The sequence below is a fragment of the Labrys methylaminiphilus subsp. lupini genome, assembly GCF_051161885.1.
Lineage (GTDB): Bacteria > Pseudomonadota > Alphaproteobacteria > Rhizobiales > Labraceae > Labrys.
This window is the reverse complement of sequence record NZ_JBMDIH010000001.1, coordinates 5,078,288-5,094,332: the sequence shown is the minus strand read 5'-3', so window position 1 is coordinate 5,094,332 and position 16,045 is coordinate 5,078,288. Positions and strand designations below refer to the sequence as shown.

Genomic DNA, 16,045 nt, shown 5'->3' with positions numbered 1-16,045 from the left:
ACTCCACCCGGTTCGAAAACGAGATTTGAGGTCTTACTTGTTCGGATGGCTCCACGCGTCAGTTCAATTCAAAATGGGCTGACTTTCGTTGAAATACACCATCAAGACGTTCGATCTTTATTCAAGACCGGAGCCATTCCTAGTCATGGATTTTCAAGGATCCATTCCGTTTCAGAATACGAGTGTTGCACCCTCACCCGCTGCCGGCTTCAGGTTCTGGCGCATTCGGCGATCAGCCAGGCCTTGAACCGGGCGAGCGGCGGATGGAGTCCCCTCTCCGGCGGCCAGACCAGATAATAGCTGTCCTCGCTGGGGCTTGTCCGGTCCAGGGCCGGCACCAACTCGCCGCGGCGCAATTCCTCCTCGATCAGGAAGGTCGGCAGCAGGGCAATGCCGAGACCGGCGGTGGCAGCACTGGCAAGGGTGCCAAACTGGTCGAACATCATGCCGTGGACGCCCTCGGCGGGCGCGCCCTCAGCGCTCAGCCATTTTTCCCAAGCGTCGGGACGTGAGACCAGGATGAGGAGCGGAGCTGCCCGCAGATCCTGCGCCGAGGAAAAGCCGAACCGGGCCAGCAGATCGGGGCTGCAGACCGGCATCACCTCCTCCTTGCGCAAGAAGGCGCATTCGGCCCCCTGCCACTGCGCCTTGCCGAAATGAATGGCCGCATCCAGCGGTTCAGCGCGAAAATCGAACTGGTCGAGGCGAGTGACCAGGTTGAGGATGATCTCGGGATGAGCCTGCCGGAAGGCCGGCAAGCGCGGTGCGAGCCAGCGCATGGCGAACAAGGGCAACACAGCCAGATTGAGCGTGCCGCCATTGGGATTGGCCCGAAAGTTCAGCGAGGCGATGCTGATCCGCCGCAGGGCATCGCGCACTTCGCGCACATAGCTGTCGCCTGCCAGGGTCAGGCGCATCGTCAGCCGCTCTCGCACGAAGAGGTCCCCACCGAGCTGTTCCTCCAGCGCCTTGACGTGCCGGCTGACCGCGCCCTGCGTCAGGTTCAGCTCTCGCGCAGCGGCGGTGACGCTGCCGGTACGGGCGACCGCATCGAAGGAGGTCAGCAGCGCTATCGACGGCAGCAGGCGGCGGGGAATCATGCACGTATTCCATTTCAGAATAGATTGTTGAGCAATCGGCACTTGGCGACAAGAGATTTCCAGGCAACGATACCTAATATTCGACATTCAAGAATAGATAAAATTTCAGTATTCGTCACCAAATGAGGAAATGATGATCACCTCCAATGTAGAGATCGGCCCGAATGTCGACGCCTATAGATTTGGCTTCAATGCACTGGCCGAGGCACGCGACATCGTGCGGCGGGTGGTGCAGCCGACACCGCAGATCGAATGGCCCCTGCTCGCCCAGCGCACGGGCGCGCAAGTATGGGTCAAGCACGAGAACCACCTGCCGACCGGCGCCTTCAAGATGCGCGGTGGCCTGGTGCTGGCTCATGCGCTCCTGGCGGGACGCCATGGCCCGGTGCCATCAGGCGTGATCACTGCAACCGTCGGCAATCACGGGCTGAGCCAGGCTTTTGCCGGCCGGCGTGCCGGGCTCCAGGTGACGATCGTGGTGCCGGAGAACAACAATCCGGAGAAGAATGCCGCGATCAAGGCTCTCGGCGCCGAGCTGATCGAAGCCGGCCACGACTTCAGCGCCGCCTATGAGATCGCCCAGGGTCTTGCCCGCGAACGCAGGCTCCATCTGATCGAGCCCTTCCATCCCGATCTCGTCCGCGGCGTCGCCACCTGGGCCTATGAATTCTTCGAGGCCGTGCAGGAGGTCGACACCGTCTATGTGCCGATCGGCCTTGGTTCGGGTATATGCGGCCTGATCCGTACGCGCGACCTCTTCGGCCTGAAGACCAGGATCGTCGGTGTCGTCTCCAGCCATGCCGCGGCCTACGCCCTCTCCTTCGAGGCCGGCAAGGTGGTCAGCACGCAGACGGCGCAGACCATCGCCGATGGCGTAGCGGTTCGCGTTCCCAGGGCCGATGCTCTCGAGATCATCCGCCGCGGCGCCGATCGCATCGTGACGGTGAGCGACGACGAGGTCCGCCTGGCCATGCGGGCCTATCACGAGGATACGCATAATCTCGCCGAAGGCGCTGCCGCAACGCCACTCGCTGCGCTGCTGCAGGAGCGCGCGCGGATGGGAGGACAGCGCGTCGGACTGGTGATGACGGGCGCCAACATCTCCCGTCCGCTGCTCGCGCAAGTGTTGTCGGCGACATGAGCCCGGCCACGGCATTCGCCCATCGCAGCACCGCGCCCAAATCTCAAGGCCTTAAGGAGGCTCTCATGTCCGGAACCATCGCCCGCCAGCTCGCAGCAAAGCATATTGAACTGCCCAACGCCGCCGCACCGGTCGCCAATTATACGCCGGTGGTCATCGCCAATGGCACCGCTTTCGTCTCGGGCCAGGTCTGCTCCTGGAACGGTGAATTCAAGTTCATCGGTCGCGTCGGCGGCGATTTCAGCGCCGAGGAAGGCCGGCAGGCCGCGCGAATGGCCGGCCTCAACATCGTTGCCCAGCTCCAGAACGCCCTCGGCGATCTCGACAGGGTCAAGCGCGTGCTGCGCCTCAACGTCTTCGTCAATTCGGCCGAGAGCTTCACAGAGCAACCCAAGGTCGCCAACGGCGCGTCCGATCTGATGGTCGAGGTCTTCGGCGAAGCCGGCCGCCATACCCGCTCCGCGGTGGGCGTGGCGCAACTGCCGCTCGGCGTTGCCGTCGAAGTCGACGCCATGTTCCAGGTCGACTGAGCGGCTTCACCAAGCCTCGCAAAGGAGCGAATGAATTCAATAATTTCGTCATTGCGAGCGAGGCGAGGCAATCCGGCCATCGTTGTGCGGCAAACCTGGACTGCTTCGCTGTGCTCGCAATGACCGCTATGGCATTGCATGCAATTGCAGCGACAGGGCAAAGCACATCGAGCTTCTCGCCCTCAGTCGAGTTCGCGCAAGGCCCGGCGGATGATCTTTCCCGACGAGGTCAGCGGCACGGAATCGACATAGGCGATCACGCGCGGATATTCGTGGGCGGACAGGCGCTCGCGCACGAAAAGCTGCAGATCGGCGGACATGGCCTCGGACGCCGTGAAGCCTGGCTTGAGCACCACGAAGGCCTTGACGATCTCGGTGCGCAGGCTGTCGGGCATGCCGACCACGGCCGCCATGGCGACAGCGGCATGGCGCATCAGACAGTCCTCGATCTCACCCGGGCCGATGCGATAGCCGGCCGAGGTGATGATGTCGTCGCCGCGCCCGACAAAGTGCACATAGCCGTCAATGTCGCGCCGCGCCTTGTCGCCGGTCATCAGCCAACCATCGCGGTATTTCGCCGTGGTGGCGGTGGCATTGCCCCAATAGCCCAGGAACATCACCGGATCGGGCGCGCGTATGGCGATCTCGCCGATCTCGTCCGTGGGGCTTTCCTGCCCCTCTTCATCGATCACTGCCACGCGATGGCCTGGCACGGCCTTGCCGATGGCGCCAGGCCGGCTAACGCCCAACTCATGGCAGGAACCGAGCACGAGGTTGCATTCGGTCTGGCCATAGAGCTCGTTGACCGGAAAGCCGAAGGCCGCCTCGGCCCAGGCAAAGGTGCCAGGCCCCAGCGTCTCGCCGGCCGACATGATCGAGCGCAGGTGCGTGCGATAGACCTGGCCGGGTTGATGCGCCGCCTGGAGCATGCGCAGGGCCGTGGGCGGCAGGAAGGCATTGCGGACCTTGAAGTCCCAGAGCAGTCCCAGCACCTCGTCCACCGAGAACTTGGCATGAAGGCCAGCCACCACCGGCACGCCCAGAGCCAGACTGGGCAGCAGCACGTTGAGCAGGCCGCCAGCCCAGGCCCAGTCGGCCGGCGTCCACATCACATCGTCGGGCTGGCCGAGGCCGGGATGGGCGAAGCGCAAGCCCGGAATATGGCCTGATACCACGCGATGCCCATGCAGCGCACCCTTCGGCTGGCCCGTGGTGCCGGAGGTGTAGATCATCATCGCCGGATCGTCGGGACTGGAGGCGACCGGCGTCAACTCGCCCTTGGCCCCGGCGATCAGACGGTGGAAGTCGAGCGCGCCGCCGCCGGCCCCGTCAACGCTGATTACCGTCTCCAGATCCGGCAGCCTGGCCTCGATCTCGCCCAGCTTGGCGAGTCCATTCTCATCGAGCAGCACTGCCTTGGCGCTGGAATCACGCAGGCGGAAGCTCAGCGCATCCGGGCCGAACAACACCGCAAGTGGCAGGGAGATGGCACCGAGCTTGGCCACAGCGAGATGAGCGATCACCACCGCCGGCGATTGCGGCAGCAGGATCGCGACGCGGTCGCCTTCGCGGATACCCAGACGCTTCAACGCCAACGCGAAGCGGTCGGAGGCCTCGCGCAAGGCACCATAGCTGATGCGCTCGCTGCCGCCGCCGGGCAGCCGGCGCAGGATGGCCAGCTTGTCGGGATCGCGTTTGGCCCAGACATCGCAGACATCCACGCCGATATTGTAGCGCGCCGGCAGATCCCAGCGGAAGTCGCGCCTGGTATCGTCGTAGTTCTGCTTGTCAGGCCCGCTCATGCCGCACTCAACTCCCGAACAGGCCGCCGAAGAGCCCCCCGGAGCTTCTCACACGCGTGGGCCTGCGCACCACGCGCACCACTGGGCCGGCCCCGAAGGCCTGCGCCTCCTCGGGCCTTGAGGGGTCGCCGGCAACCGCCATGGCCCAATAGACCCGCTCGCCAGCCCTGGCAATGGCGATACCGAAGCGGGTGGCACCTGGCATCAATAGATTCTCGTCATGCTCAGGCGAGTTCTTCCACTGCTTCATGGCGTCGAGATCGGTATAGGTGCCGTAGGAGACGTTCTCACCGATCTTGGAATCGTCCAGCCCGGCCGATTTGACGCGGGTGGAGAAGCTGCCGCCGATCGAATGGGAGAGCTGGTTGGCCGAGGCCATGGCATTGGCCTGGCTCTGGGCGAAGGCCGTCAGGCGCGAATCCAGCGCCACAGCGGTGAGACCCTTGCTCTGGCGATATCGGGTCAGCCAGTCGCGTGCTTGCGCCGGATTGAAGGATACGGGGCGGCGTTGATAGGAAACGGTTTCAGGCTTTTGCGTGAGGGCGCAACCGCCCAGTCCCAAGGCAACACCCAAGACAAGAAAAGTGGCCGCAGCCACCCTCATGCGCGACATCGAGTTCTCCACGGTCAGGATCCCGCCGGAGCCGGCGGGGTTGAAGGTTTGGCAGCGGTGGGCTCTGCGACAGGAGCCTCCGCCTCGGGCTTGTCGCCCTTGAGCTTGGTGGTGAGCGCCGCCTGCAGTTCGGGTTCGAACAGAATGACCCTCTGTGGTGGCGCCGCAGCGCCCTGCCCATGCAGGCGGATGCCCTTGGCCCGGAAATTCTTGAAGATGCGGGCCAGCAGGTCGCTCTTGACCGCAACCTGCGTCTCCATGCTGGCAACCATCACGATGAGTTCGAATTCGAGCCCTACATCCATCGAGGTCATGTAGACCTGGGGCCGCGGCGTCGGCAGGATGCGTGGATCGTCCTCCGGTGCTGCCAGCATGGCCGCCTTCACCGCATCGATGTCGCTGTCATAAAGCACGGTCAGGGCGATGCGCAGCCGGCTCCAGGTATTGCCATAGACCCAGTTCTTCACCGAGCCGGTGATCAGGGTCGAGTTGGGGATGATCAGCGTGGCGCGGTCATAGGTCTCCAGCGTGGTCGAACGCACGGAGATGCGGCGGACATAGCCTTCCTCACCGGCGGCGGCGATGATGTCGCCGACCCGGATCGGGCGTTCGGCCAGCAGGATCAGGCCGGAAACGAAATTACCGGCGATGCCCTGCAGGCCGAGACCCAGACCGACCGACAGACCGCCGGCGACGATGCCGATATTCTGCCAGCTCACGCCGACCTCGGACAGACCGGCTGAAATGGCGAGGATGAAGCCGAGATAGCCGATGATGGTGGCGATCGAATTCTGCACGCCCGAATCGAGGGAGGTACGCGGCAACAGCGTATTGCCGAGCCAGCCCTTGATCAGCCGCATCACCGCCCAGATGATGATGAACAGCACGATGCCGCTGATGATCGACGAGGGTGAAATCGTCAGCTCACCGATCTTGAAGCCGAAATAGGCCCGCTGGATCGCCGGCGCCATGTCGGTCGAATAGAGGCCGAAGGGCAGTCCGAGGCTACCGACGGCGAAGGAGATGATCAAAAAGCGCAGGACACCGGACAGCAGGGTCGCCCCAAACGTGACCTGCTTGGAGGTCACGCCGATGGTGCTCGCCACCGCGCGGCGGCGGTCGACGTCCGAGATCAGCCGCTCGGTCAGGGCCGAATCGACCAAAGTGGTGAGCAGGTAGCTCGCTGCCACCACGCACAGGACCAGCAGCGGGAAGACCGCCGCCGCGACCGCGAGCGTGCTGTAGCCGATGGCAAGGCACACGGCCATCACCACCACGGAGAGCCATCCGATCGGCCTGAGAATGTCGAGCCCTGTCAGGTCTTCGTCAGGCGCCAGCGTACGCCCGTCCACCACCGTCGGCGGAGCGTTGCGGATGCGGATGAGCAGGGAGACGATAATGGCGAGATAGAAGATAGCCGAAATCGTTTCGCGGGCGACGCTAAGGGAAGGATCGGCGTGGAGAGACCGGATAAGGCCGTCCAGGAGGATGGAGAGGCCGAGCACCACCGCGAGCCAGCCCATGCGCCGCCCGATACGGCGGACGGCCCAGTCGCTCAGGGGCAGCAGGCGCAGTTCGGCATGGCCCTCGGCCAGGACCGCCTGCGCCAGAGCCCATAGGCCAAAGCCGATAGAAGAGGCAGCAATCAGGCGCGAGCCGTAATTGGTGATCACGTCTTCCGGCACCAGCCCTGAAAGATCGAAGGCCAGCACCGCCACGAAGATCCCGACCGGCACCCCGAGCATGATGTGGACGATGCCGAGCACCGCATCGAGCGAGGCGACATAGCGCCGCGAGGCTCGCTTGCTGCGCGGCAGGCGGGCACGCCAGCGCTGGATGCGCAGGCGCAGGAACTGCGTGACGGCATAGCCGATGGCGATGGTCAGCAGGAAGATGGCGATGGTGGTGGAATTGACCTTCGACACCAGATAGTTGCTGTGGCGCGAAAACTCGCGCCCTGCGGTCTCCCCGGCCCTGGGCAGGTTTTCCAGTACGGGAAGCCAGAATTCGCCCGAGAAGGGGCTGTTGCCGCTCTTTAGCAGACGGCCGGTGAGTTGCTCTCGCTGCCGCTCCGTGATCGTATTGGAGAGGTTCGCCGCTCGCGTGGACTGGTCTCCCGCCACTTTGAGCACACCAGTAAGCAGGCTTTGCAGATCCTTTTGTGTACCGCGCGTCTCGGCGATATCGGCACTTTCGGACGGATCGGGCTCTCCCAGTTTCTTGAGCCTGTCCGCGGACTGGTCCCGCATGGGCGTGACCTTCGTCTGCACGTCAGACAGATTGATGATGGCCGTATCCACCGTGCTGCGCAGCTCATCCAGGATCTTCGACGCGTTCTCCTGATCGGTGGGGAGGCTGGTCAGAGCCGCCTCCACCCCATCAAGCGACTTCTGCTCCTTGGCCAGCGCATTGTTGAAGGGGCGGACCGTGATGGTATTGACGATCTGGTCGGCACGCGAGATCTGCTTTTGCGTCTCGGCGGCGACATCGTTCAGCTTGGCGAGCAGATCGGAGGCCGCCTTGCGGGCCTCGGTCGTGACCTTGGCCTCGGGCGGATCGACCGGTTTGGGCTGCGGCGGAAAGGCGTCGAGCGCTGCCTTGGCCTTGTCGCGGACCGGAACGATGGTGCCCAGCAAGGCGGCAAGATCGGCGCGCCTCTTGCTGACCGTCTCGCGCAGATCCTGCAGGGATTTCTGCGCCTCATCGCCATTGTCGGTAATGGTGGCGAGCTGGGTGGCGATGTCGTCCAGCGACTTCTTGTCGAGGGCCAGCCCCGTCTGGAAACCGGTCAGTGCCTCGGCGTCCTGCGCCCTCGCCGCCATGGGGGCGGCGACAAGCGTGAGGAGCAGGCTGCACAGCAGTAGGAAACGGGAAAGCGAACGAAACATGCCGGGAAACTAGAGTGTTTTGCGCTTTGGTGGAATCACCAAGACGCGCAAAACACGCGTCAAAATGGGAGAACCAAAGCAAAATCGCATTTCCACTGAAAACGCCCTGCTCCGGAGGCTGTTACGGCCTGATGGCGGAATTTGCAGGCGGCATTATGGCATAACAGCCTGGTTTGATGCCTAAATCAGCGTGTGGGTGCCCTCTTCTCGAAGACATCGAGGGAAAAGGGGCCGATATTCTCTTCCATCAGGCGCCATCCCAGCCCGGCATAGAAGCTGCGCTTGTCGACCTCGGCGCAGAGATAGGCCTGGCTGAACCCACGGCGGAAGGCGAGTTCCGCCACCGCCGCCACGACGGCGGCACCGTGCCCGTGGCGACGGAATTCCGGCTCGATCCACACGGCGGCAACCCAGGGCGTGAGCGCCGGGCGTTCCTCGAGATCGCTGGCGATCAGCGACGCAGTACCGACGAAATCATTGCCCCGATGTGCCACCAGGCAGGCCGGCAATGTGCCCGTAGCCGTCAGATTCTCGGCAAACAGGCTCGACACGGTTTCGAGAGACTCCCCTTGTTCCTGCCACCAGGCGCGCCAGACTCGGTCGGCGACCACGTCGAGGAAATGGGGCTGGTCACGCAGATCGGAAATCTCGATGGCACTCATAATCAACACTTCTCAATCAGATCGATGAAACCCGACTCGTCCAGCACCAGGAAGCGATCATGGTCGAGCGTGCGGAAGCCGTGCCGCCGGTAGAAACGCAGCCCCGCCTCATTGCCGGCATCGAGGTCGAGGCGCATGAAGCGCGCGCCACGCTGGCGGCCGCACCGGGCCGCCTCGGCCAGCAGGCGGATGCCGATATGCTCGTTGCGCCGCAGCGGCGCGACATAGAGGTCGACCACGAAGACACCATTGGCGCCGCGCCAGGTCGAAAAACTGTCCTGGTGCACGAGATAGCCGGCGAGGCCACCCTCCGGTGGCTCCGCAACGACAATACCGATGCTGGGAATGGCCCCGAAAGCCTCGGCACGCAGAATATCACCCGTCGTGCCGACCTTGACCCCGAACAAGGCCGCAAGCTCGCCCACCATCGCCGCGACGGCATCGCAGTCCTCCGGCGTGGCGGGACGGATCCGCATCAGCGCGGCCGGATGCCGATGATGGCGCGGGCCTCGTCTGGTGTAGCGATGGCCAGGCCCAGTTCCTCGAGAATGGTGCGGATCTTGGTGACCTGCTGGGCATTGGAGCTGGCGAGCTGACCCTTGCCGATCCACAGATTGTCCTCGAGCCCGACGCGGACATGGCCGCCCATCACCGCCGCCATGGTGCCGAGCGCCATCTGGTTGCGGCCGGCAGCTAGCATCGACCACTCGTAATCATTGCCGAATAGCTTGTCGGCCGTGCGGCGCATGTCGACCACACTGTCGGGATTGGCGCCGATGCCGCCGAGGATGCCAAGCACGGTCTGCACGAACAGCGGCGGCTTCACCAGCTTGCGGTCGAGGAAATGGGCGAGCGTATAGAGGTGGCCGACATCGTAGCATTCGCACTCGAACCGCGTGCCGAGCGGGCCCATGGTGGTGAGAATGTGCTCGATATCGGCCAGCGTGTTCTTGAACATGCCGCCGCGCGTCGCCTCCAGGAAGGGCACTTCCCAATCGTGCTTCCACTCGCGCGGCCGGTCCAGCATCGGATAAAGCCCGAAATTCATGGTGCCGAGATTGAGTGAGCACATTTCGGGCTGAAGGCTCGCTGGCCCCTTCAGGCGTTCCTCGATGCTCATGCGGGCCGAGCCGCCGGTGGTGATGTTGACGATGGCGTCAACAGCTTCGCGGATGCGCGGCACGAATTGCTCGAAAACGGTCACATCGGGCGTCGGCGCGCCCGTCTTTGGATCACGCGCATGCAGATGCAGCACCGCAGCTCCGGCTTGCGCCGCCTCGATGGCAGAGACGGCGATTTCCTCCGGCGTCACCGGCAGATGCGGCGACATCGATGGCGTATGGATCGAGCCGGTGATCGCGCAGGAAATGATGACCTTGTTCGCCATGACAGCCTCTATGCTCCAATGTCCTTGAGGGCCTGGCGCAGCGATATCGCGAAGCGCCCGGCAATTTCACTCAACTCGCTGTCGGTGGCGTTGTAGGGCGGCGCCAGGATCACTGTGTCGCCCCTGATGCCGTCGACATTGCCGCCCGAAGGGTAGCAGATCAGCCCGTTGGCGAACGCACGTGCGCGGATCTTGAGGAACAGCGCCTTGTCCGCCGGGAAGGGCTCCTTGCTGTCGCGGTCGGCAACGATCTCGATGCCGGTGAAGAAGCCGCGGCCCCTGATATCGCCGATCTGGGCAATGCCGTGGAGGGCATCGGCCAGGGTGCGCTTGAATTCCTCGCCCTTCACGGCGACGCGCTGCACCAGCCCGTCGCGCTCGACGATGCGCTGCACGGCGACGCCGGCGGCGCAGGCGGCGGTATGGCCGGTGAAGGTATGCCCGGTCTGCGGGCCGCCGTCGACGGCGTTGATCGGTTCGGCGACCCTGTCGGAATATACAGCCGCACCAAGCGGCAGATAGCCCCCGCCCAGGCCCTTGGCCACCGTCATGATGTCGGGGAGGACACCGTCATGTTCGAGCGCGCGCCAGGTGCCGCAGCGCCCGGCGCCGCACATCACCTCGTCGGCAATCATCAGCACGCCATAGCGGTCGCAGATCTCTCGCACTTTCCTGGCATAGCCCGGCGGCGCTGGCACCACACCGCCGGCAGCGCCCACCACCGGCTCGAACACGAAGGCCGCGACCTTGTCGGGACCGAGTTCCAGGATCTTGTCTTCGAGTTCCTGGGCGCAGGCCGCGCCAACATCCGCCGGCACCACGCCGGCCGGCGGCCGGTAGACATTGGCGGGCGAGAGGCGCGGCACGTCGACGAGCGCGCCCTCGAAGGAAAGGCGGCGTTCGCGGAAGCCCGAGAGCGCCAGCGCCCCCAGCGTGTTGCCGTGCCAGGAGCGCTCGCGCGAAATGAAGCGCCGCCGGCTCATTTCGCCCCGCGCCGCGAAGTATTGCAGGGCCAGCTTCAGGGCCGATTCCACCGCCTCCGAACCGCCGGATACGAACACCATATGCCGGAGCGTGCCTCCGCAGAGCCGGCCGACGCGCTCGGTCAACTCCTCCAGCGGATCGGAGGTGAAATTGTAGCGATAACCATGGGCGATGCGATCGAGCTGGTCCTTGATCGCCTGGTTGACCTCCTCATTGCCGTGGCCGAGGCAATAGACGGCGGGTCCGCCCGAACCGTCGAGATATTGCTTGCCGTCGACATCGGTAAGCACGAGGCCCTTGCCCCAGGCGATCTTGGGCAAGCCTGCCCCCGCCACCGAGGTCGATTCCGCGACGTCGCCCACCATTCCCGTCTCCATGCCCGAAAAGCCGCGCGCCGATATCGTTTCGGCGCCCTGTTTTGTAGGACTTATGGAAGGCGGTGTCTGTGGGCGTCAAGCGCAGCAAAGCCGCAGGGCCTCTTCGGAGCGCGGACTTCCAGTTCGCTCCGGCAGTCCACTCTTGGCCACGACCAGCTTGCGTAAGAAGAGCGGATGTCGCGATGTGCCTGCATGTCGTTGAGAAGTCCGCGCTCCCAGCGCTACTTGATCTTGCCCTTCAATCCACGCATGGTCCGCTCTTTCGCCGGCTATGGTGGCTTTGGGGCACTTTTCATGAATATCGATATTGCCAAGAGGGTGTACGATCGGACCTGGAAGCTCGACCCGATCGTCCGCAGCCTCCTGGACACGGACTTCTACAAGCTCCTGATGCTGCAGCCCATCCATGCCCGGCATGAGAATGTGCGCACCACCTTCACCGTGATCAACCGCACCAAATCGATCAACCTCGCCGCGGTGATCGACGAGAAGGAACTGCGTGACCAACTCGACCACGCCCGCACTTTGCGCTTCGGCAAGCGCGAGCTGATCTGGCTGCGCGGCAACACCTTCTATGGCAAGCAGCAGATCTTCCGGCCCGAATTCCTCGACTGGCTCGCCGATTTCAGCCTGCCGGACTACGATCTGCGCATCGAGAACGGCGATTATGTGCTCGAATTCGACGCGCCCTGGAGCCAGGCCACCATGTGGGAAGTGCCGGCGCTCGCCATCATCAACGAGCTGAAATCCAGGGCCGCCACCCGCTCCATGGGCCGCTTCGAGCTCGACATCCTCTATGCTCGCGCCAAGGCCAAGCTGTGGGACAAGATCGAGCGGCTGAAGAAGCTGGAAGGCTTGCGTATCTCCGATTTCGGCACCAGGCGGCGCCATTCCTTCCTGTGGCAGAGCTGGTGCGTGGAGGCGATGAAGGAGGGGCTGGGCAGCGCCTTCGTCGGCACCTCCAACGTGCTGCTCGCCATGAACAACGACCTGGAATCGATCGGCACCAACGCCCATGAGCTGCCCATGGTCTATGCGGCGCTGTGCGAGGAGGACGGCTGCCTGCGCGAGTCGCCCTACAAGGTGCTGGAGATGTGGCGCGATTTCTATGACGGCAATTTGCTGATCGTGCTGCCCGACACCTTCGGCACCGCCGCCTTCCTGGAGCGCGCGCCCGACTGGGTGGCCGACTGGACGGGCATGCGCCCCGATTCCAAGCCGATCCAGGAGGCCGGCGAGGAGATCATCGCCTGGTACAGGGCGCGGGGCCGCGACCCTGCCAAGAAACTGATCATCTTCTCCGACGGCCTCGACATCGATTCCATCGAGACCGCTCATAAGAGCTTCAACGGCCGCATGCGCCCCTCCTATGGCTGGGGCACCAATCTCACCAACGATTTCCGCGGCTGCGGCTCGCATCCCATCCCGCTGCTCGATCCGATCTCGCTGGTGTGCAAGATCACCTCGGTCAACGGCAAGCCGGCGGTGAAGCTCTCCGACAACCTCGCCAAGGCCACGGGCGGCCAGCCGGCGATCGACCGCTATCTCAAGGTCTTCGGCGAGGAAGGGCGCGGGGTGCAGGCGGTAAGCGTCTAGCGCCGCCTGCTGACGCAGCCTTCATTTCGGCAGTTCTGTCGCCACCGCCCGCCGACCCAGCGGCCGCTTCAGCAGCTGCGCCGCAATCACACCGGCGAGCACCAGGCCGCCGCCGACGACGTGGTAGGAGCGGATCGGCTCGCCCAACATGACGATGGCTGCGAAGGCAGTGAACACCGGCAACAGATTGAGGAAGATGGCACAGCGGCTGGGGCCGAGATGCTCGACCCCGCGGATCCATAATACCGGCAGCACCACCGAGGCAGCACAGCCGGCATAGGCGATCAGCGGCAGCGTCTCCATGTTGAGGGCCCTGAGCGGCGCCGGCGTTGCCAAAAGGGCCGGGAACATCACGGCCAGCGAGCACAGCGCCTGCATATAGGTCGATTGCCAGCCCGAGACCGGCAGGTTCCAGCGCTTGAGCAGCACCGAATAGAGCGCGTAGACCAGACCCGCCAGCAGCATCAGCGCATCGCCGGGATGCACGCCGTCCCGCACGAGGCCGCCGAGTTCGCCGGCGCTGACCAGATAGACGATGCCGACGATCGAGAGGACGCCGCCGCCGACCATGCCGATGGTCGGCCGCTCACCCAACATCACTGCGCTCAGCGCCACGGTCAGCAAGGGCGACAGCGCCGTGAACACCGCCATGTTGGTCGCCGTGGTCGAGCCGGCGGCGAGGTAGGACAGGCTCTGGAACAGGCACATGGCCAGGAAGCCGAGCACGGCGAATTGACCGAGATGGCGCCAGAGTATCGCCCGGTTGCGCCAGGCCGGCACGCCGACGAAGAGGGTCATCAGGCCGACCGCCAGCACGAGGCGGTAGAACGTGATGGCCTGGGGCCCGATGGCGTGGGCCGACAGCCTGGAGACGATGACGTTGCCGGCCCACAGGACGATGGCGAAGAAGGGATAGAGCAAGGACAGGGGAGTGGCGGAGGAGGGTTTGGAGGACATGGCATACCCGTGACGTGAACGGGCGGACATTGCCGCTTTTCACCAAGTCCGTCTCACGCTAATCTAACATTGATTATTGCGATTGAGACATGAGTGACGATCGTACCACCCGCCACCTCGCCTTCCACGACACCGAACGCGCAGTCGTGGCGATGGAGATCGACTATCCCGATGGGTCCTCGACTGGATGGCACGCCCATCCGCGCGCGCAGTTGCTCCATGCCATCCAGGGCGTGATGATCATCCGCTCGCAGGCCGGCAGCTGGGTGGTGCCACCCAACCGGGCCGTCTGGCTGGTCGGCGGTATCGAGCATGAAGTGCGCATGTGCGGCGACGTGAAGATCCGCACCGTCTTCATCGATCCCACCGTCTCCGCCACCCTGCCCGCCGACAATTGCGTGATCGCCGTCTCCCCTCTCCTGCGCGAGTTGATCGTCGCCGCCGTTGCCATCCCGCTCGACTATCTTCCGGGCGGGCGCGACGAAAGGCTGATGCAATTGCTGCTCGACGAGCTCAAGCTTCTCGACGTCCTGCCGCTGCATCTACCGATGCCGACGGACGTCCGCCTGCGCAGCATCTGCCGGCACCTGATCGCACACCCCGAAAGCGAGGAGACGGCGCAGGGCTGGGCGCGGCGGCTCGGCATCACGCCCAAGACCGTGCATCGCCTGTTCGCCAGCCAGACCGGGCTCACTTTCGGCCAATGGCGCCAGCAGGCAAGGCTGCTCTTTGCCCTGGAACGCCTGGCCAGCGGCGCCCGTATCATCGATGTCGCCTATGACAGCGGCTATGCCAGCCAGAGCGCCTTCACCGCGATGTTTCGCCGGCATTTCGGCCTGCCACCCAGCGATTTCTACCGCTGACGCCACCGCCGCAAATGTCCGCCAGGGCTTGCCAAGCCCGTCGCGCTTGCTTCAAACAGGGTCTTCCCGTTTCCCGGATCCTTTTTCATGAAATTCCATAAGCTCGGCCGTACCGGCCAGGACGTTTCCGTGATCTGCCTGGGCACCATGACCTGGGGCGAGCAGAACAGCGAGGCAGATGGCTTCGCCCAGATGGATTATGCCCTCGAACAGGGGGTCAATTTCTTCGATACTGCCGAAATGTATGCGGTTCCGCCGCGGGCCGAGACCGCCGGCTCGACGGAGCGCATCATCGGCAACTGGTTCAAGGCGCGCGGCATGCGCGACAAGGTGATCCTCGCCACCAAGGTTGCCGGCTCGGGCACCTCGATCTGGCTGCGCGACGCCCAGGAGCCGACCCACCTCAATCGCGCCCAGATGACGGAGGCGCTCGACAAGAGCCTCAACCGGCTCCAGACCGACTATATCGATCTCTACCAGCTCCATTGGCCCGAACGCTCGATGCCCTGGGGTTCCAATCCCACCGCCTTCCGTGCCAGCGATCCCGACGAAACAACCACGATCGCCGAACAGCTTGACGTGCTCGACGGCTTCGTGAAGGCAGGCAAGGTTCGCTGGATCGGCCTCTCCAACGAGAGCGCCTGGGGGGCGATGCGCTTCCTCGCGGAAAGCGAGACGCATGGCCTGGCGCGCATGCAGTCAATCCAGAACGCCTATTCGCTGGTCAATCGCACCTTTGAAACCGCCCTGGCCGAGATTGCCATGCGCGAGCAGCTCGGCCTGCTCGCCTATTCCGCCCTGGCCCAGGGCTATCTCACCGGCAAATACCGAGACGGAGCCCTGCCTACCGGTTCGCGCAAGGCCCTTTTCAACCGGCTGCAGCGCTATGAGAAGCCCGGGGCCGACATCGCCGTCGACGCCTATCTCGACCTCGCCCGCGAGCATGGCCTCGATCCGGCGCAGATGGCGCTCGCCTTCGCCAACACCAGGCCCTTCACCACCGCGACCATCATCGGCGCGACCACCATGGTGCAGCTCAGGACGGCCATCGGCTCGATCGACGTCGCCATCCCGGCCGACCTGGAGGCGCGCATCGATGCCATCCACCAGCTGCACATGAACCCAGCGCCGTAAAAGCCGCCGGA

At 64.3% G+C, this 16,045-nt stretch carries 14 protein-coding genes; 5 read left to right on the top strand and 9 right to left on the bottom strand.

Translation table 11 applies throughout. The features are described 5' to 3' along the window. Positions 1-209: 209 nt before the first annotated feature. On the bottom strand, positions 210-1,100 hold the full coding sequence (locus ACN6KF_RS23930) for a LysR family transcriptional regulator (protein ID WP_434959253.1): 891 nt from the start codon (positions 1,098-1,100) through the stop codon (positions 210-212). A gap of 130 nt (positions 1,101-1,230) precedes the next feature. Between ACN6KF_RS23930 and ACN6KF_RS23925 the strand changes: the two genes are divergently transcribed. Continuing rightward, positions 1,231-2,241 carry a threonine dehydratase gene (locus ACN6KF_RS23925; RefSeq protein ID WP_434959252.1) on the top strand — a complete coding sequence of 337 codons (1,011 nt, stop codon included), beginning with the start codon at positions 1,231-1,233 and terminating at the stop codon, positions 2,239-2,241. A 65-nt stretch (positions 2,242-2,306) separates the two neighbouring features. Then, positions 2,307-2,771 carry a RidA family protein gene (locus ACN6KF_RS23920; protein ID WP_434959251.1) on the top strand — a complete coding sequence of 155 codons (465 nt, stop codon included), beginning with the start codon at positions 2,307-2,309 and terminating at the stop codon, positions 2,769-2,771. Between the two features lie 182 nt (positions 2,772-2,953). On the opposite strand, the gene ACN6KF_RS23915 is transcribed toward ACN6KF_RS23920, so the two are convergent. The 7 genes from ACN6KF_RS23915 to ACN6KF_RS23885 all read right to left on the bottom strand — a co-directional run bounded on the left by ACN6KF_RS23915 (position 2,954) and on the right by ACN6KF_RS23885 (position 11,472). Next, positions 2,954-4,573 (bottom strand): AMP-binding protein, encoded by a 1,620-nt coding sequence (locus tag ACN6KF_RS23915; protein ID WP_434959250.1) that lies wholly within the window; start codon positions 4,571-4,573, stop codon positions 2,954-2,956. Positions 4,574-4,580: 7 nt separating this feature from the next. Further along, positions 4,581-5,186 (bottom strand): CAP domain-containing protein, encoded by a 606-nt coding sequence (locus tag ACN6KF_RS23910; RefSeq protein ID WP_434959249.1) that lies wholly within the window; start codon positions 5,184-5,186, stop codon positions 4,581-4,583. A 14-nt stretch (positions 5,187-5,200) separates the two neighbouring features. Further along, complete coding sequence (locus tag ACN6KF_RS23905) at positions 5,201-8,074, bottom strand: DUF3772 domain-containing protein (protein ID WP_434959248.1); 2,874 nt, start codon at positions 8,072-8,074, stop codon at positions 5,201-5,203. A 185-nt stretch (positions 8,075-8,259) separates the two neighbouring features. Continuing rightward, the gene (locus ACN6KF_RS23900; RefSeq protein ID WP_434959247.1) at positions 8,260-8,736 is read right to left on the bottom strand and encodes a GNAT family N-acetyltransferase; all 477 of its coding nucleotides are present in this window, start codon (positions 8,734-8,736) and stop codon (positions 8,260-8,262) included. Positions 8,737-8,738: 2 nt separating this feature from the next. Then, positions 8,739-9,212: a GNAT family N-acetyltransferase gene (locus ACN6KF_RS23895; protein WP_434959246.1), complete on the bottom strand. Its 474-nt coding sequence runs from the start codon at positions 9,210-9,212 to the stop codon at positions 8,739-8,741. Continuing rightward, positions 9,212-10,123, bottom strand: a complete 912-nt coding sequence (kce, locus tag ACN6KF_RS23890) for a 3,5-dioxohexanoate:acetyl-CoA acetone transferase (RefSeq protein ID WP_434959245.1) — start codon at positions 10,121-10,123, stop codon at positions 9,212-9,214. Before kce ends, ACN6KF_RS23895 begins: the two co-directional genes overlap by 1 nt. 8 nt (positions 10,124-10,131) lie before the next feature. Then, the gene (locus tag ACN6KF_RS23885) at positions 10,132-11,472 is read right to left on the bottom strand and encodes an aspartate aminotransferase family protein (protein ID WP_434959244.1); all 1,341 of its coding nucleotides are present in this window, start codon (positions 11,470-11,472) and stop codon (positions 10,132-10,134) included. A gap of 306 nt (positions 11,473-11,778) precedes the next feature. On the opposite strand from ACN6KF_RS23885, the gene ACN6KF_RS23880 reads away from it, so the two are divergent. Beyond that, entirely contained in the window at positions 11,779-13,080 is a 1,302-nt protein-coding gene (locus ACN6KF_RS23880) for a nicotinate phosphoribosyltransferase (protein ID WP_434959243.1), read from the top strand. 21 nt (positions 13,081-13,101) lie between these two features. Here ACN6KF_RS23880 and ACN6KF_RS23875 read toward each other — a convergent pair whose 3' ends face one another. After that, the gene (locus tag ACN6KF_RS23875; RefSeq protein ID WP_434959242.1) at positions 13,102-14,037 is read right to left on the bottom strand and encodes a DMT family transporter; all 936 of its coding nucleotides are present in this window, start codon (positions 14,035-14,037) and stop codon (positions 13,102-13,104) included. An 89-nt stretch (positions 14,038-14,126) separates the two neighbouring features. On the opposite strand from ACN6KF_RS23875, the gene ACN6KF_RS23870 reads away from it, so the two are divergent. Together ACN6KF_RS23870 and ACN6KF_RS23865 are read left to right on the top strand one after the other, a co-directional pair. Further along, entirely contained in the window at positions 14,127-14,900 is a 774-nt protein-coding gene (locus ACN6KF_RS23870) for an AraC family transcriptional regulator (RefSeq protein ID WP_434959241.1), read from the top strand. Between the two features lie 87 nt (positions 14,901-14,987). Next, the gene (locus tag ACN6KF_RS23865; RefSeq protein WP_434959240.1) at positions 14,988-16,034 is read left to right on the top strand and encodes an aldo/keto reductase; all 1,047 of its coding nucleotides are present in this window, start codon (positions 14,988-14,990) and stop codon (positions 16,032-16,034) included. Positions 16,035-16,045: the final 11 nt, after the last annotated feature.